We start from the raw sequence: 16135 nt of genomic DNA, 5'->3' as shown, positions 1-16135 counted from the left end.
CGCGCCCCTCACGTACATCGGTCAAAACTAGCAGTGCAAGTTTCGACTCTAGTACGCGTCGTCGGCCGGCGGGAGGGGTGGCAGCGGCCCGATGTGCTCCTCGTAGGTGCGCGACAGCCCGTGGATCAGCGCGTCGAGGCCCAGCGCGAAGGCGCCCTCGTCCACCTGTTGCTGGTGCTCCGCCAGCCGGTGGGCATGGTTCAGGTGCGGGTACTGCTCCGCGTACACCCCGGGGTCCTCGACGAAGCCCCGGGCGAACGAGCCCAGCGCCGAGCCGGTCACGAAGTAGCGCATGAGCGCGCCGATGTGGGTCGCCCGGGCCGGCGGCCAGCCGGCGGCGACCAGTCCGCCGTAGACGGCGTCGGCCATGGCCAGGGCCGCGGGTCGACGTCCCGGCCCCCGGGCCAGGTACGGCACGATGTTCGGGTGCGCGGCCAGCGCCGCGCGGTAGGAGCGCCCCCACCGGCGCAGCGCCTCGCGCCAGTCGACGCTGCCGAAGTACGACACGTCCACCTGGCCGGTGACGGTGTCGGCCACCGCGTCGAGGATCTCGTCCTTCGTGGCGAAGTGGTTGTAGAGGGACGGGCCGCGTACCCCCAGCTCGGCGGCCAGGCGGCGGGTGGAGAAGCCTGCCAGCCCCTCGGCGTCGATCAGCGCGGCGGCGGTCTCGACGATCCGCTGCCGGCTGAGCAGGGCCTGCCGCGGCCGGGGCATTCCGGTCCTCCTTCGCTGGTGCGGTCGTCTGAGACTCTGCCACACCCGGGTCTGGACGGAATTAAACTTGCACCGCTAGTTTAAAGCTCATGGATCTGCAACTCTCCGCCGAGCAGGCGGCGGTCCGCCGGCTCGCCGCGGACTTCGTCGACCGCGAGGTGGCGCCGCACGCGGCCGCCTGGGACCGCCGGGAGTCCGTCGACCCCGACATCGTCGGCAAGCTGGGTGACCTCGGCTTCCTGGGCCTCACCATCGGCGAGGACGACGGCGGCTCCGGCGGCGACCACCTCTCCTACTGCCTGGTGCTGGAGGAGCTCGGCCGGGGCGACTCCGCCGTGCGCGGCATCGTCTCGGTCTCCCTCGGACTGGTCGCCAAGTCGATCGCCGCGCACGGCTCCGCCGAGCAACGGGCACAGTGGCTGCCCCGGCTCTGCTCCGGTGCCGCCCTCGGCTGCTTCGCGCTGACCGAGCCGGACAGCGGCTCCGACGCCGCCGCGCTGACCACCCGGGCGGTGCGCGACGGCACCGACTGGCTGATCACCGGCGCGAAGATGTTCATCACCAACGGCACCACCGCCGACGTCGCGCTGGTCTTCGCCCGCTCCGGCGGCCCCGGTCACCGGGGTATCAGCGCGTTCCTGGTGCCCACCGACGCGCCGGGCCTGACCCGCCGCGAGATCCACGGCAAGCTGGGGCTGCGCGGGCAGGCCACCGGGGAGCTGCGCCTCGACGGCGTACGGGTGCCGGACTCGGCGCGCCTCGGCGAGGAGGGCGCCGGCTTCCGGCTGGCGCTGGCCACCCTGGCCAAGGGCCGGATGTCCGTGGCGGCGGGCTGCGTCGGCATCGCCCAGGGCTGCCTGGACGCGGCCGTCGGCTACGCCGGGCAGCGCACCCAGTTCGGCAAGCCGATCGCCGCCCACCAGCTCGTGCAGCAGCTGCTCGCCGCCATCGCCGTCGACACCGACGCCGCGCGCCTGCTGGTCTGGCGCGTGGCCGACCTGATCGACCGGGGCGAGCCGTTCGCCACCGAGGCGTCGACGGCCAAGCTCTTCGCCAGCGAGGCCGCCGTGCGCGCGGCCAACAACGCCGTGCAGGTCTTCGGCGGCTACGGCTACATCGACGAGTACCCGGTCGGCAAGTACCTGCGCGACGCCCGCGTCGCCACCCTCTACGAGGGCACCAGCCAGATCCAGCAGCTGCTCATCGGGCGCGCGCTCACCGGCGTCAACGCCTTCTAGAAGCCAGGGAGAAACCGTGACCAGATTCGCCGACCGCGTCGCCGTCGTCACCGGCGCCGCGCAGGGCATCGGCGCGGCCACCGCGCACCGGCTGGCCGCCGAGGGTGCGGCGGTCGCCGTGGTCGACCTCGACGCGGCACGCGCCCGGGCCGTCGCCGACGAGATCGCCGCCGCCGGTGGTCGGGCCGTCGGCATCGGCTGCGACGTGACCGACGCCGCCGCGGTGGCCGCCATGACCGACGAGGTGGTCCAGGCGTACGGCGGGCTGCACGTGCTCGTCAACAACGCCGGGATCACCCGCGACAACCTGCTGTTCAAGATGGCGCTGCCCGAGTGGGAGGCGGTGCTGACCACCAACCTGACGAGCATGTTCCTCTGCTGCCAGGCGGCGCAGCAGCACATGGTGGCGGCCCGCTACGGCCGGATCGTCAACCTCAGCAGCCGCTCCGCGCTGGGCAACCGGGGGCAGGTCAACTACGCGGCGGCGAAGGCCGGCGTGCAGGGCCTGACCGCCACCCTGGCCGTGGAGCTGGGCCCGTTCAACGTCACCGTCAACGCGGTGGCCCCCGGCTACGTGGCCACGGCGATGACCGCCGCCACCGCCGAGCGGGTGGGCAGCAGCCCCGAGGAGCACCAGCGCATGGTCGCCGAGCACACCCCGCTGCGCCGGGTCGCCCAGCCGGCCGAGATCGCCTCGGTGATCGCTTTTCTGGCCAGCGACGACGCCTCGTACGTCAGCGGCCAGACCCTGTACGTCAACGGCGGCGCGCGCTGAGCCGCGCGTAGCACCGCACCGACCCCGGAGGGGACATGGACTTCGCGCTTTCGGACACCGAACGGGCCATCCGCGACACGGCCCGCGACTTCATCACCAGGGAGGTCATGCCGCTGGAGCAGGAGCTGCTGCGGCGCGAACGCGCCCACCGGCCCGGGCTGGAGCCCGACGAGCTGCGCGAGTTGCAGCTCAAGGCGCGGGCGTTCGGCTTCTGGGGGCTGGCCACCCCCGAGGCGTACGGCGGCATGGACCTGCCGGCCGTCACCCAGTCGCTGATCTGGACCGAGATCGGCCGCTCGTACGTGCCGTTCCGCTTCGGCGGCGAGGCCGACAACATCCTGTTCCGGGCCAACGAGGAACAGCAGCGGGAGTTCCTGATCCCGACGATCGAGGGGGAGCGGCGCAGCTGCTTCGCGATCACCGAGCCGGGCGCCGGCTCCGACGCCGCCAACATCCGGCTCAGCGCCCGCCGTGACGGCGGCGACTGGGTGCTCAACGGCGAGAAGACCTTCATCACCGGCGGCAACGAGGCCGACTTCGCCATCGTCATCGCGGTCACCGACCGGGAGAAGGGCGCCCGCAACGGCGGCGCCACGGCCTTCCTGGTGGACCGGGCGATGGGCTGGCGCTCGGAGTTCATCCAGACCATGGGCGAGGGCGGGCCGGCCGCGCTGGTCTTCGACGACGTACGGGTGCCGGAGCGCAACATCCTCGGCGAGCCCGGCCAGGGTTTCGCCCTCGCGATGGAGTGGATCGGCAAGGGTCGCTACACCATCCCCTCGCACGCCGTCGGCATCGCGGAGCGGGCCCTGCGGATGGCGATCGACCACGCCACCACGCGGCAGACGTTCGGTCGGCCGATCGGCGACAACCAGGCGATCCAGTGGATGATCGCCGACTCCGAGACCGAGCTGGAGGCGGCCCGCTGGCTGATCCTGCGGGCGGCCTGGACGGTGGACCAGGGCATGGACCCCCGGCACGCCTCGTCGATGGCGAAGCTCTACGGCGCCGGCATGGTCAACCGGGTCGTCGACCGGGTGCTGCAGATCCACGGCGGCATGGGCTACACCCGGGAGCTGCCCGTCGAGCGGTGGTACCGGCAGGTCCGGCTCTACCGGATCTTCGAGGGCACCGACGAGATGCAGCGGCTCATCATCGCGCGGGACCTGCTGCGCGGCTACACGCGGCTGGGAGGGCACCTGGCATGAGGACCTTCGACTCGGTCGACGAGCTGGCCGCGGCGGTCGGGGAGACCCTCGGCCCGGGGCCGTGGCAGCGCGTCGAGCAGCGGCGCGTCGACCTCTTCGCCGACGCCACCGACGACCACCAGTGGATCCACCTCGACGCGGAGCGGGCCGCCGCCGGCCCGTACGGCGGCACGATCGCCCACGGCTACCTGACCCTGTCCCTGCTGCCGGCGCTGGTGGGCCGGCTCTACCGGGTGCGGGGCGTGCGGATGGGGGTCAACTACGGGCTGAACCGGGTGCGCTTTCCCGCCCCGGTGCGGGTCGGCACGGCGGTCCGGGCCGTCGCCACCATCGCCGAGGTGTCCCCGGTGCCCGGCGGGGTGCAGCTGGTGACCGCCGCGACCGTGGAGTGCGACGCCGGCGGCAAGCCGGTCTGCGTCGCCGAGACGGTGAGCCGGCTCTACGCGGCGACTGCTGCCCCCTGAGCCGGGGCTGCACCCTCCGCGGGCCCCGGGCGGGTGGTCACCGGCCGCCCCTCGGCCCCCTCGTGGCCCCGGGCCCCGCGGCGGGTCTGCCCGCCCGAGTCCCTCCGTCAGCGCCGGCGCCGTGGCCTGTCCCACAGCGTCCGCGCCCGGGATAGGAGGCTCTGTCGCTTTCGTCCATCGTCCGTTCGGTTGATATGGCGACGGCCGTTGGTCTAGGGTGGTGGCACTGCGGTCGCCGGTTCCCGGCGTCGCCGCATCTGTGGGACAGGAAGGGCAACATGATCACCACGACGACCGCGCCGAGCACCACCACCGACACCGCCACCACGGTCTCCGGTGACGAGACCCGCGCGAGCGAGCTGACCGCCGCCCTCGCGGCCCTGCCGGAGGGGCACCCCGACCGGCCGGCGTTGCGTGCGCGGGTGATCGAGGCGTGGCTGCCGCTGGCCCACCACCTCGCCTTCCGCTACAGCGGGCGCGGCGAGCCCAACGGGGACCTGGCCCAGACCGCCGCCCTCGGACTGATCAAGGCCGTGGACCGGTTCGACGCCTCCCGGGGGGTGGACTTCGCCGGCTTCGCCATCCCGACGATCCTCGGCGAGATCAAGCGCCACTTCCGCGACCGCACCTGGAACATCCGCGTGCCGCGCCGCCTGCAGGAGCTGCGGCTGCGCATCTCCGAGGCCAACGGCACCCTCACCCAGACGCTCAACCGCGCGCCCACGGTCGCCGACATCGCCACCCACCTCGGCGTCACCGAGGAGGAGGTCCTGGAGGGGCTCGAAGGCGCGCGCGCCTACAACGCCGTCTCCCTGTCCACCCCCATCGGCGACGGCGACAGCGCCACCGAGCTCGGCGACACCCTGGGCGCCGAGGACGGCGAGTTCGAGCTGGCCGAGCTCCGGGCCTCCCTCGGCCCCGCGCTCGCCACCCTCGACGAGCGCGAGCAGAAGATCCTCACCCTCCGCTTCTACGGCAACCTCACCCAGAGCGAGATCGCCGCGCGGGTCGGGGTCTCCCAGATGCACGTCTCCCGCCTGCTCGCTCGCGCGCTGGGCAAGCTGCGCGGCCAGCTCGAGGGCAGCCACTGACGAACTCCCCGTGACCCCCGGCGGCCACCCGCCGCCGGGCGTACGCCTCGGGGCGCCGCCCACCTCGGCGACCCGCGACACGGCATCCTTGTCTTCCAGGATGCCGTGTCGCGGGTCGTACCACCGTTTCCGTGCGCTGTCGGACATCGTGACGTTTATGGGCGCGGCGGCGGTGCCACCATCGAACGATGGCGAATGTCGATGTGTTTCGGCGTGGGGCGCGGGCCCGGGCGGCGGTGATGACGGCGCGGCTGCGCCGGCTGGTGACCTGCGAGTCGCCGCCGGGAGCGGGACCGGAACTCGCCGCCTGCGCCGATCTGCTGCAGGCGTGGGGTGACGCGGCGCTGGGCCGGCGGGGGCGTCGCGTGGTCCTGGATGGCCTGCCGCACCTGCTCTGGGCGGCCCCCGACCAGCGCGTGCTGCTGCTCGGTCACTACGACACGGTCTGGCCGTCGGGCACCATCCGGGACTGGCCCTTCACGATCACCGGAACCACCGCCACGGGGCCCGGGGTCTGTGACATGAAGGCCGGGATCGTGCAGATGCTCACCGCGCTGGAACTGCTGCCGGACACGTCGCGGGTCGGGCTGCTGCTCACCTGCGACGAGGAGAGCGGCTCCGGCACCTCCCGGCCGCTGATCGAGGAGCAGGCCCGCCGCTCCGGGGCGGTGCTGGTCGGCGAGCCGAGCACCGAGGGCGGCGACCTGAAGGTCGCCCGCAAGGGCGGTTCCGTCTACCGGATCACCGTGCGGGGACGGGCGGCGCACGCCGGCGTGGAACCGCACCGGGGCGTCAACGCCGGGGTCGAACTCGCCCACCACATCCTCGCGGTGCAGGCCTTCGCCGCGGGGGAGACGAGCGTGACGCCGACGGTCCTCTCCGCGGGCACGATGACGAACGTGGTACCCGAGTCCGCGGTCCTCAGCGTCGACGTGCGGGCCTGGACGCGCGAGGAACTGCACCGGGTGGACCGGCTGGTCCGGGCGTTGACACCCCGGCTGCCCGACGCGCGGTTGACGGTCGGCGGCGGGATCAACCGGTACCCGCTGCTGGCCTCCGTGTCGACGCCGCTGCTGCGGATCGCGCAGTCGGTGGGGGCGGAACTCGGATTGCCGACCGTACGCGGCGTCGCCGCCCCGGGCGCCTCCGACGCCAACTTCACCGGCGCGCTCGGCGTACCCACCCTGGACGGGCTGGGTGGGGTCGGGGGCCTGCCGCACGCCCGCGGCGAGTACGTGGACGTCGCGAGGATGCCGGAGCGCACCGCGCTGCTGGCCGCCCTGACGGCCCGGCTCCTCGCCACCGCCCCCGACGAGGTTGCCGACGAACGCCGCCCGCCGGTCGAAGTCCGCACGGTTTCGTAAACGCGCCCCGCACCGCTGGGCGATGCTAATTCCGTCGATCGCGCGGGGAGGCGCTCATGGCTCGAATGACCGGTGACCTCGGACCCCACTCGCCGCTGGCGGCGGGTGACATGGTGCGCAACGCACGCACCTTCGCCGACCGGATGGCGGCCAGGCGCTCCATCCGGCACTTCTCGCCGCGGCCGGTGCCGATGGAGGTGATCGAGGAGGCGATCCGCGCGGCGGCCACCGCGCCGAGCGGCGCCAACCTGCAACCGTGGCGGTTCGTCGTGGTCACCGACGCCGCCCGCAAGCGCCGGCTGCGCGAGGCCGCCGAGGCCGAGGAGCGCGAGTTCTACGCCCGGCGCGCGTCGGCGCAGTGGCTGGAGGCGATCGCCCCGATCGGTACGGACTGGCACAAGCCCTTCCTGGAGGTGGCGCCGGTCGTGATCGTGGTGTTCGAGGTGCACCAGGGCCCCCGCTCCCCGAAGCCCTACTACGTCAAGGAGTCGGTGGGCATCGCGGTCGGCGTGCTGATCACGGCGCTGCACCACGCCGGGCTGGCCACCCTGACCCACACGCCGAGCCCGATGCGCTTCCTCAACGAGGTGTGCGAACGGCCGCCGGAGGAGCGCCCGTACCTGGTCATGCCGGTCGGGTATCCGGCGCCCGACGCGACGGTGCCGGACCTGGTCCGCAAGCCGCTGCCGGAGGTCCTGATCCGGCGGTGACGGCCCGTCCCCGGCTGTCCGGGGGCCGGACCCGGGGGCCGGACCGCCGCGCGACCACCCGCCGCCAAATATCACCGTCGTCGTAACGAATCAATGACCCACGCGTCATGAAGCGCCGCACGTTGGAAGATGCCGCGCCGCGGCGTGGCAACCAAGATTTCCTTCGCGACTGCTGCGACGGACCGATCGGTCATCCGCCGGCCGGCGGTACGCGCGGTCCTCGCGGGCTGCGAGGACGTCCGCCCCGGGCTGACGCTGCGCACCACCGGTCGTACCCGGCCTCGACCAGAAAGGGGTGCACATGTCCGTGGATTCGATGGAGGTCACCGGCCTCCGGGACGCGTGGGTCAGGCTCGGGGACACGGAGCTGACCTCACGCCTGCTCGTCGGGATCGAGCAGTACACCTCGCCGTCGGTGATCCGCCAGGTGCTCGAGGCCACCGGGTCCCAGGTCTTCATCACCACCGTGGACCCGGACAACAACCGGTCGAGTCTCCTGCTGTCCGACCTCGCCGACGAGATCGCCATCGACGACTACCTGTGGATCGGCACGACCTCGTTCGCCCGGTCGGCCGAGAGCGCGTGGAAGACCGTACGCATCCTGCACGACGCCTACGGCATCACCGTGTTCAAGTTGGACGTGCGTGGCCGGACCAACGAGCCGGACAACCGCGCCACCGTCGAGGTCGCCGCCCAGCTGCGCGAGCAGGGCTGGGAGGTCATGCCGTTCATCCTGCCGGACCTCGCCGTCGCCAAGGAGCTGGCGGCGCTCGGCTGCGCGGCGCTGCGCGTGATGAGCGCCCCCGTCGCCTCCGGCCACGGCATCCCGAACCCGGGCCCGATCCGCCAGATCATCGACAACGTCGGCATCCCCGTGGTCGTCGAGGGCGGCCTGGGCAGCGCCCGGCACGCCACCCTGGCGATGGAGCTCGGGGCGGCGGCGGTACTGGTCAACACCGCCCTCGTGAAGGCCCGGGAACCCATGCTGATGGCGCGGGCGATGCAGCACGCCGTGGCGGCCGGCCGGCTGTCGTACCTCGCCGGTGCCATGCCTGGCGACGAGATCCCCTACTGACCGAGGAGCCGGCCATGGCCGTCGAGGTGTGCATCCCGACCGTGTTCCGCAACTACACCAGCGGCAGCAAGTACGTGACCGCGGACGGCTCGACCGTCGCCGAGGTGCTGGCCGACCTTGAGGCCCGGCATCCGGGGCTGGGCAGCCGCGTGATGGGCGAGGACGGGCAGCTGCGCCGCTTCGTCAACCTCTACGTCAACGACGTCGACGTGCGTACCAGCGGGATGCTCGAGTCCCGCCTGCGCGACGGCGACTCGCTGACCATCCTGCCCGCCGTGGCGGGGGGCTGATGTCGGCCGGACCGCTCCCCGTCTTCTCCGGCGTGCTGTTCGACCTGGACGGCGTCCTGATCGACTCGACCGAGGCCATCCTGTCGCTGTGGCGGGGCCTGGCCGGCGAGCACGGCCGGGCGCTGTCCGCGTCGGCGATCCGCGACGACGTGCTCGGCTGCTCCCCGGAACACTCGGTCTCGGCGATCTTCGGCGACCTCGACCCCGACACGCGGGAGGGCATCCTGCGCCGGGTCCGGGTCGCCGAGACCGACCTCGCCTTCGTCGAGGTGCCGGGCGCCCGGGAGATCCTGGCCACGCTCGGCGGCACCGGTGTCCGGCTCGCGCTGGTCACCGGCGCCTCCGCGCGCCGGGCCCACCGGGTGGTCGGGCAGCTGGGTGTGGCCGCGGCCTTCGACGCCATGGTCACCTGGGGCGAGACGGCACGCGGCAAGCCGGCGCCGGACTGCTACCTGCTCGCCGCGCACCGGCTCGGGCTGGCCCCGGCGGACTGCCTGGTCGTCGAGGACGCGCCCAGCGGCGTACGGGCGGCCTCCTCCGCCGGGGCGGTGACCGTCGGCGTCGGTCCCGCGCCGACCCTGCGGGCCGCCGGCGCGACCTGGACCGCGCCGGACCTGTCCGCGCTGAGCGTCGCCCGGGCCGGGGGCGCGGTCACGCTGCGCGTCGCCGGAGCCCCCGTCGCGGCCCTGTCCACGGCCACGGGTCCGGCCACGCTGTCGGGGACGCCGGCGTGAGCGCCGGCCGCCCGCTGCGGGTCTTCTTCGCCACCTCGGAGGTGGCGCCCCTGGTCAAGGTGGGCGGTCTCGGTGACGTCGCGCGGGCCCTGCCCCGGGCGCTGGCCGGCCGGGGCCACGACGTCCGGCTGTTCCTGCCGGGCTACGCGGGGCTGCCGGACGGCCGCCGGGTCGGCTCCGTGGCGGTCGCGGCGGGCTCGGCGCGCGCCGAGTTCACCGTCGAGGACCTGGGCGACCACGACGGCGTCCGCTACCTCACCCTGCGCACGCCGCAGCACCCCGACTGGCAGCGCCCGGAGGGGTACGTGGAGAAGCACCTGCCGTCCTTCGTGCTGTTCTCCCGGGCGGTCGCCGAGCTGGCCGTCCGCTCGGCGGTCCCGCCCGACGCGGTGCACTGCAACGACTGGCACGTCGGGCACGTCCCGGCGTACCTGCGTACCCTCGACGCGGCCCCGCGGACCGTGATGACCATCCACAACCTCGCCTACCAGGGGTTGTTCCCGCACGACACGGCCGACGAGCTCGACCTGACCCGCTACGGCACCGGCAACCTGCTGGCCCAGGGCATCCGGTACGCCGACGCCGTGACCACCGTCAGCGCCCGCTACCGGGACGAGACCCTCGCGCCCGCGCACGGGGTCGGGTTGCAGGGGCTGCTGCGCGCCCGGGGGGAGGACTACCACGGGATCCGCAACGGGGTCGACTACGACGACTTCGACCCCGCCACCGACCCGCACCTGCCGGCCCGCTTCGACGTGCACGACCTCGCGGGCAAGGCGGTGGCGAAGCGGACGCTCCAGCAGCGCAGCGGCCTGGCGACCGACCCGGCCGTGCCACTGTTCGCCTTCGTCGGCCGGCTGGTCGACCAGAAGGGCGTCGACCTGCTGCTGGAGGGCATCGACGAGATCGCCGCCCTCGGGCTGCAACTCGTCGTCGTCGGCGTCGGGGCCGAGTACGAGCGCTCGTTCCGCCGCGCCGCCCGCTACTACCCGCACGTCGCGTACCACCCGGACAGCGGCGAGGCGACCGCCCGGTTGGCGTACGCCGGCTCGGACGCCTTCCTGGCCCCCTCCCGGTTCGAGCCGTGCGGGCTGGCGCCGCTGATCGCGCTGCGCTACGGGTCGGTGCCCGTGGTCCGGCGGGTCGGCGGCATGGCGGAGACGGTCGCCGCCACGGGGCTCGGCTTCTCGTTCGACGGCTACCGCCCGCCCGACCTGGTCGACCTGCTCGAGCGGGTGCTCGCGTGCTGGGGCGACCGGCCGGCGTGGGCGCGGCTGCGGGAGCGCGGCATGCGGGCCCGCTTCTCGTGGGACGAGGCCGCCGAACGGTACGAGCGGTTGTACGTGCGGGCGCCGGCCGCCCCGGCGCACGGGACAGGACGGGAGGACGACTCGGGTGCCGGTCGACCGACGTAGCGGGATCCTGCTGCATCCCAGTTCACTGCCGGGTCGGTTCGGGGTGGGTGAGTTCGGGCCGGCCGCGATCGAGTGGCTCGACTTCCTCGCCGCCGCCGAGCAGAGCGTGTGGCAGATGCTGCCGCTCAACCCCGTGGGCGCGGACGGCTGCCCGTACCAGACCTGCTCCACGCTGGCCGGCAGCCCGCTCTACGTGAGCGTCGAGCGGCTGCGCGACGAGGGCCTGCTCACCGCCGCCGACCTGGCGGCCGTACCGGCGCTGCCACCGGACACCGCGGACTATCCGGCGGCGAGCGCCGTCAAGGCCAACCTGCTGGCCCGGGCGTACGCGGCCTTCACGCCGACCGCCGCCAGCGAGGCGTTCGCCCGCGAACAGGCGTGGTGGCTGGACGACTACGCCCGCTACATGACGCTGCGGGAGCGGTACGGCGGGCCGTGGACGAGCTGGCCGGCGCCGCTGGCCCGGCGGGATCCGGACGCGTTGGCCCGGCTCGACGACGCCGAACGCGGCCGGCTCGACTACTACCGCTTCGAGCAGTACCTGTTCGCCTCGCACTTCGCCGCCGTCCGCGACCACGCCCACCGCCTCGGCATCGAGCTGATCGGCGACGTGGCCATGTTCACCGGCACGGACAGCTGCGAGACGTGGGCGGCCCCGGAGCTGTTCCAGCTCGACGCGGCGGGCCATCCGACGGCCGTGGCCGGATTCCCGCCCGACGAGTTCAGCGCCGACGGCCAGGTCTGGGGCAACGCGCTGTACCGCTGGGAGCTGATGGCGGAGGACCACTACGCCTGGTGGGTCGACCGGATCCGCCGGATGACCCAGCTGTACGACATGATCCGGCTCGACCACTTCCGGGGCTTCCTGCGCTACTGGGCCGTGCCGGTGGGCCGTCCGGCGAGTGCCGGGCAGTGGCGCGACGGTCCGGGCCCGTCGCTGTTCCAGGCCGTACGCAAGGAACTCGGCGAGGTGGCGATGCTGGCCGAGGACCTGGGGCCCGCGTCGGCGCAGGTGCAGCAGTTGCGCATCGACGCCGGCATCCCCGGGATGCGGCTGCTCCAGTTCGCCTTCGCCGGCGACGAGAACCAGCACCTGCCGCACCATTACCCGACCGACTGCGTGGCCTACACGGGAACGCACGACAACGACACCACACTCGGCTGGTGGGAGGAGTCGAGCGCCGACCAGCGGCTGCGGGTGGGGCGCTACCTCGGCGACGTCTCCGACGGCATCTGCTGGTCGATGGCGCGGGCCGTCTTCGCGTCGGTGGCCCGGCTCGCCGTGCTGCCGTTGCAGGACGTGCTGGAGCTGGGCGCGTCGGCCCGGATGAACGTACCGGGGCAGGCCGAGGGGAGCTGGCGGTGGCGGTTCCGGATGGAGGCGCTGACGCCGGGCCTGGAGTTCCGGCTGCGCCGGCTGACCGAGACGTACGGCCGGGACCGGCGGGCGTCGCGGCGACGGGCCAGGGGGTTCACCGGCTGATGGCGGCACCGACCTCCACGTACCGCCTCCAGTTCGGTCCCCATCTCGGCCTCTCCGACGCCGTCGCGCTGACCGACTACCTGGCCGACCTGGGTGTGGGCGCGCTCTACGCCTCCCCGCTGCTCGCCGCGGTTCCCGGCTCGACCCACGGCTACGACCTGGTGGACCCCACCCGCACCGACCCGGGGCGCGGCGGTGAGCCGGCGCGGCTCGCGCTCGCCCGGCGGCTCGCCGAGGCGGGGCTGGGCTTCGTGGTCGACGTGGTCTGCAACCACATGGGCGTCGCCGACGCGGCGGCCAACCCGTGGTGGTCCGACGTGCTGCGGCACGGGCCGGGGTCGCGCTACGCCCGCTACTTCGACGTCGACTTCTCGGCCGGGCCGCTGTTGCTGCCCGTGCTCGGCGACGACGGCGACGGCGGCGCGGCGGCCGAGGGGGAGCTGAAGGTCGCCGACGACTGGCTCGTCTACCACGAGCACCGCTTCCCCCTGGCGCCCGGCACCGGGCACGGCACGGTGGCGCAGGTGCACGCCCGCCAGCACTACCGGCTGGTGTCCTGGCGCCGGGGGGCGGCCGACCTGACGTACCGCCGGTTCTTCAACATCGACACCCTGGCCTGCCTGCGCACGGAGGACCCGGAGGTGTTCGGGGCGCTGCACGCCGAGACGCTGCGCTGGGTGCGCGAGGGGCAGGTCACCGGGCTGCGGGTCGACCATCCCGACGGGCTGGCCGACCCCCCGGGATACCTGCGCCGGCTGCGGGCGGCGGCACCCGGGGCGTGGATCGTCGTCGAGAAGGTGCTGGGCGCCGGCGAGGAGCTGCCGGCGGGCTGGCCGGTGGACGGCACCACGGGCTACGACGCCCTGGCGGAGGTCTCCGGCGTCTTCGTGGACCCGGGCGGCCGGGAGCGGTTGACCGAGGCGGCCGGCCTGACCGGCACCGCGCTGACCGACGTCGTACGCGAGGCGCGCGAGCAGGTCGTCGCGACGATGCTCGTCGCCGAGGCGCGACGGGTGGAGGCGCTCGTCGCGGCGCTGCTGCCACACCGCCCGGCGGCCGACCGCGCGGCGGCCGTACGGGCCCTGCTGGTGGAGTTCCCGGTCTACCGGTCGTACCTGCCGCAGCACCGCTGGGCGCTGGACGAGGCGGTCGAGCGGGCCGCCCGGCGCCGGCCGGGGCTGCGCGGGATCCTGGCCGCCGTCCGCGACGAGATGCTGGCCCGGCCGACCGGCCCGCTCGCGGTGCGGGTGCAGCAGGCGACCGGCCCGGTCATGGCCAAGGGCGTCGAGGACACCGCGAGCTACCGGTACAACAGTCTGGTCGCGGTCAACGAGGTGGGCGTCGAGCCGGGCCGGTTCGGGGTGTCCCCGGCCGAGTTGCACGCGGCGAACGCGGCCCGGGAGGCCGGCTGGCCCACCACCATGACCACGCTCTCCACCCACGACACCAAGCGCTCCGAGGACGTACGGGCGCGCCTGGCGGTGCTCAGCGAGCTGCCGGAGGCGTACGCCGAGCGGTTCCGTCGCTGGTCGGCCCGGCAGCCGCTCGGCGACCCCCTGCTCGAACCGCTGGCCTGGCAGACCCTGCTCGGCGCCTGGCCGATCGGTCCCGAGCGGCTCTCCGCCTACCTGCTCAAGGTCGCCCGCGAGACGCGGGTACGCACGAACTGGCACGATCCCGACCCCGCCTACGAGGACGGCGTCACGGGCTGGCCCGCCCGGGTGCTCGCCGACGCTCCCCTCGCGGCGGAGGTCCGTGCCTTCGTCGACCGGATCGCCGGGCCCGGCTGGTCGAACTCGCTGGGCCAGAAGCTGTTGCAGCTCGCCGGTCCCGGGGTGCCCGACGTCTACCAGGGCACCGAGCTGTGGGACTACTCGCTGGTCGACCCGGACAACCGCCGCCCCGTCGACTTCGCGGTCCGCCGGCGGCTGCTGGCGGAGATCGACGCGGGCCGGACGCCGCCGGTCGACGACACGGGGGCGGCCAAGCTGCTGGTGACCTCGCGGGTGCTGCGGCTGCGCCGGGACGCCCCCCGGCTGTTCCGCGGCTACCGCCCGGTCCACGCCGAGGGTGTCGCGGCGCGGCACCTGGTCGGCTTCTCGCGCGGCGGTCCCGACGGCGTCGTGGCGCTGGCCACCCGCCTGCCGGTACGGCTCGCCGAGCGGGGCGGCTGGGCCGACACCGTGCTGCCCCTGCCCGGCGGCCCCGACGGCTGGGTGGACGTGCTCACCGGCACGCCGGTGGGCACGTCGGCGCCCCGCGTCGGGGACCTGTTCGGCCGCCTGCCGGTGGCCCTGCTCAGCAAGGAAGGACGATCATGAGTGTCGACGTGGAGACGGCCGGCCGGCGACGGTCGATGGCGGCCCTGCTCGGTGGGGTGGCCGCCACCAACACCGCCATGGTGGGGGCCAGCACGGCGTCCACGCTGATCGGCGCGGAGCGGTTGACCGAGACGTGGAGCGGCGTGCCGAACGCCGCCGGCGTGCTGGGCACGGCGGCCGGCACGCTCTGGCTGGCGGCGCTGATGGCCCGCCGGGGCACCCGCTGGGCGCTGTCGCTGGGTTATCTCGTCGCGATCGTCGGCGCGGCGGTCGCCGGCGCGGCGGTGGCGTCCGGGCAGGTGCTGCTGCTGATCCTCGGCATGGTGCTGCTCGGGGTGGGCAACGGCGGGGCACAGCTGTCGCGGTACTGCGCGGCGGACCTGTACCCGCCCCGCCGCCAGGGGCTGGCCGTCGGAGTCGTCGTCTGGGCGGGCACCGTCGGGGCGATCTTCGGGCCCAACCTGCTGGATCCGAGCGCGACGGCCGCCAACCGGCTGGGCCTGCCGGACCTGGCGGGGCCGTACCTCGTGGCCCTGCTGGCGGCCGGCGTCTGCGTGCTCGCCTCCACCGCCATGCCCCGGTCCCGGACCGCTGCCCGGGAGGGCGCCACCGACGCGACCCCCGCGCAGGTGTGGCGGCACCCCGCGGTGTCCGTCGCGCTGGTGTCCATGATCGCCGGACAGCTGGCCATGGTCGCCCTGATGACCATGACGCCGCTGCACATGAGCAGCAACCACCACGGCCTCACGGCGGTGGGCGTGGTGCTCAGCGGCCACATGATCGGCATGTTCGCCCTGGCGCCGCTCTCCGGCCACCTCTCGGACCGCTTCGGCGGCCGGGCCGCCATCCTGATGGGCATCGGCACGCTGGTCACCTCCGTCGTGGTGGCGTCGTGGCCGACGGCCCACGGCAGCGGCGTGACCCGCCTGGTGATCTCGCTCTTCCTGCTCGGCTGGGGCTGGAACCTCACCTTCGTCGGCGGCAGCGCCCTGCTCACCCAGGCGCTGACCCCGGCCGCCCGGCGGGCGGTGCAGGGCCGGGTCGACGCCCTCGTCTGGGCCGCCTCGGCCGTGGCCAGCGTCGTCGCCGGGGTGGTGCTGGCGCACGCCAACTACGTGGTGCTGGCGGTCGCCGCCGGGGTCGTGTCCCTGATCCCGGTGCCGTTGCTGCGCCGCCGGCCGCCGGCCGAGGAGCCGACGACCGCCGTCGAGCGCGCCGACGCGCTGCGGTGAGCGGGGCGCTGGCGCGCTCGA

The 16135-nt window shown here is 74.2% G+C and carries 15 protein-coding genes; 14 read left to right on the top strand and 1 reads right to left on the bottom strand.

Features of this window, described 5'->3' with window-relative positions; genetic code table 11:
- Positions 1-48: 48 nt before the first annotated feature.
- Positions 49-714 (bottom strand): TetR/AcrR family transcriptional regulator, encoded by a 666-nt coding sequence (locus ACGFIR_RS29225; protein WP_393148433.1) that lies wholly within the window; start codon positions 712-714, stop codon positions 49-51.
- An 89-nt stretch (positions 715-803) separates the two neighbouring features.
- Here ACGFIR_RS29225 and ACGFIR_RS29220 point away from each other — a divergent pair, with 89 nt between their 5' ends.
- From ACGFIR_RS29220 to ACGFIR_RS29155, 14 genes are all read left to right on the top strand, one after another.
- Positions 804-1952: an acyl-CoA dehydrogenase family protein gene (locus ACGFIR_RS29220; RefSeq protein WP_393008081.1), complete on the top strand. Its 1149-nt coding sequence runs from the start codon at positions 804-806 to the stop codon at positions 1950-1952.
- A 16-nt stretch (positions 1953-1968) separates the two neighbouring features.
- The gene (gene fabG / locus ACGFIR_RS29215; RefSeq protein WP_393148431.1) at positions 1969-2727 is read left to right on the top strand and encodes a 3-oxoacyl-ACP reductase FabG; all 759 of its coding nucleotides are present in this window, start codon (positions 1969-1971) and stop codon (positions 2725-2727) included.
- Between the two features lie 35 nt (positions 2728-2762).
- Positions 2763-3935: an acyl-CoA dehydrogenase family protein gene (locus ACGFIR_RS29210; protein WP_393148429.1), complete on the top strand. Its 1173-nt coding sequence runs from the start codon at positions 2763-2765 to the stop codon at positions 3933-3935.
- On the top strand, positions 3932-4399 hold the full coding sequence (locus ACGFIR_RS29205; RefSeq protein WP_393008086.1) for a MaoC family dehydratase: 468 nt from the start codon (positions 3932-3934) through the stop codon (positions 4397-4399). The genes ACGFIR_RS29210 and ACGFIR_RS29205 overlap by 4 nt, the downstream gene beginning before the upstream one ends.
- Positions 4400-4677: 278 nt before the next feature.
- Positions 4678-5490 (top strand): SigB/SigF/SigG family RNA polymerase sigma factor, encoded by an 813-nt coding sequence (locus ACGFIR_RS29200; RefSeq protein ID WP_393148427.1) that lies wholly within the window; start codon positions 4678-4680, stop codon positions 5488-5490.
- Between the two features lie 188 nt (positions 5491-5678).
- On the top strand, positions 5679-6854 hold the full coding sequence (locus tag ACGFIR_RS29195) for a M20/M25/M40 family metallo-hydrolase (RefSeq protein WP_393148425.1): 1176 nt from the start codon (positions 5679-5681) through the stop codon (positions 6852-6854).
- A gap of 65 nt (positions 6855-6919) precedes the next feature.
- Positions 6920-7564: a nitroreductase family protein gene (locus ACGFIR_RS29190; RefSeq protein WP_393148495.1), complete on the top strand. Its 645-nt coding sequence runs from the start codon at positions 6920-6922 to the stop codon at positions 7562-7564.
- A 301-nt stretch (positions 7565-7865) separates the two neighbouring features.
- Positions 7866-8639 carry a thiamine biosynthesis protein ThiG gene (locus ACGFIR_RS29185; RefSeq protein ID WP_393008091.1) on the top strand — a complete coding sequence of 258 codons (774 nt, stop codon included), beginning with the start codon at positions 7866-7868 and terminating at the stop codon, positions 8637-8639.
- A 14-nt stretch (positions 8640-8653) separates the two neighbouring features.
- Positions 8654-8929: a MoaD/ThiS family protein gene (locus tag ACGFIR_RS29180; RefSeq protein ID WP_393008093.1), complete on the top strand. Its 276-nt coding sequence runs from the start codon at positions 8654-8656 to the stop codon at positions 8927-8929.
- The gene (locus tag ACGFIR_RS29175) at positions 8929-9663 is read left to right on the top strand and encodes an HAD family hydrolase (protein WP_393008095.1); all 735 of its coding nucleotides are present in this window, start codon (positions 8929-8931) and stop codon (positions 9661-9663) included. Before ACGFIR_RS29180 ends, ACGFIR_RS29175 begins: the two co-directional genes overlap by 1 nt.
- A complete protein-coding gene (locus ACGFIR_RS29170) occupies positions 9660-11078 on the top strand; it encodes a glycogen synthase (RefSeq protein WP_393148423.1) in 1419 nt (472 codons plus the stop codon). The genes ACGFIR_RS29175 and ACGFIR_RS29170 overlap by 4 nt, the downstream gene beginning before the upstream one ends.
- Complete coding sequence (gene malQ / locus ACGFIR_RS29165) at positions 11059-12561, top strand: 4-alpha-glucanotransferase (RefSeq protein WP_393148421.1); 1503 nt, start codon at positions 11059-11061, stop codon at positions 12559-12561. Before ACGFIR_RS29170 ends, malQ begins: the two co-directional genes overlap by 20 nt.
- A complete protein-coding gene (gene treY / locus ACGFIR_RS29160; protein ID WP_393148419.1) occupies positions 12561-14882 on the top strand; it encodes a malto-oligosyltrehalose synthase in 2322 nt (773 codons plus the stop codon). The genes malQ and treY overlap by 1 nt, the downstream gene beginning before the upstream one ends.
- Positions 14879-16114 carry an MFS transporter gene (locus ACGFIR_RS29155; protein WP_393148417.1) on the top strand — a complete coding sequence of 412 codons (1236 nt, stop codon included), beginning with the start codon at positions 14879-14881 and terminating at the stop codon, positions 16112-16114. The genes treY and ACGFIR_RS29155 overlap by 4 nt, the downstream gene beginning before the upstream one ends.
- Positions 16115-16135: the final 21 nt, after the last annotated feature.

This window comes from Micromonospora sp. NPDC049051, assembly GCF_043197575.1.
In the GTDB taxonomy this organism is placed as follows: domain Bacteria; phylum Actinomycetota; class Actinomycetes; order Mycobacteriales; family Micromonosporaceae; genus Micromonospora.
Note: the sequence above shows the minus strand (reverse complement) of the source record. Positions and strands in the feature narration are given on the sequence as shown.

What these genes read in the sequence shown, in the direction of transcription:
- ACGFIR_RS29180 (WP_393008093.1), top strand. Translation starts at nt 8,654, where the DNA reads ATGGCCGTCGAGGTGTGCATCCCGACCGTGTTCCGCAACTACACCAGC.
- treY (WP_393148419.1), top strand. Translation starts at nt 12,561, where the DNA reads ATGGCGGCACCGACCTCCACGTACCGCCTCCAGTTCGGTCCCCATCTC.
- ACGFIR_RS29195 (WP_393148425.1), top strand. Translation starts at nt 5,679, where the DNA reads ATGGCGAATGTCGATGTGTTTCGGCGTGGGGCGCGGGCCCGGGCGGCG.
- ACGFIR_RS29155 (WP_393148417.1), top strand. Translation starts at nt 14,879, where the DNA reads ATGAGTGTCGACGTGGAGACGGCCGGCCGGCGACGGTCGATGGCGGCC.
- ACGFIR_RS29225 (WP_393148433.1), bottom strand. Translation starts at nt 714, where the DNA reads ATGCCCCGGCCGCGGCAGGCCCTGCTCAGCCGGCAGCGGATCGTCGAG.
- ACGFIR_RS29185 (WP_393008091.1), top strand. Translation starts at nt 7,866, where the DNA reads ATGTCCGTGGATTCGATGGAGGTCACCGGCCTCCGGGACGCGTGGGTC.
- ACGFIR_RS29175 (WP_393008095.1), top strand. Translation starts at nt 8,929, where the DNA reads ATGTCGGCCGGACCGCTCCCCGTCTTCTCCGGCGTGCTGTTCGACCTG.
- ACGFIR_RS29210 (WP_393148429.1), top strand. Translation starts at nt 2,763, where the DNA reads ATGGACTTCGCGCTTTCGGACACCGAACGGGCCATCCGCGACACGGCC.
- ACGFIR_RS29200 (WP_393148427.1), top strand. Translation starts at nt 4,678, where the DNA reads ATGATCACCACGACGACCGCGCCGAGCACCACCACCGACACCGCCACC.
- ACGFIR_RS29205 (WP_393008086.1), top strand. Translation starts at nt 3,932, where the DNA reads ATGAGGACCTTCGACTCGGTCGACGAGCTGGCCGCGGCGGTCGGGGAG.
- ACGFIR_RS29190 (WP_393148495.1), top strand. Translation starts at nt 6,920, where the DNA reads ATGACCGGTGACCTCGGACCCCACTCGCCGCTGGCGGCGGGTGACATG.
- ACGFIR_RS29220 (WP_393008081.1), top strand. Translation starts at nt 804, where the DNA reads ATGGATCTGCAACTCTCCGCCGAGCAGGCGGCGGTCCGCCGGCTCGCC.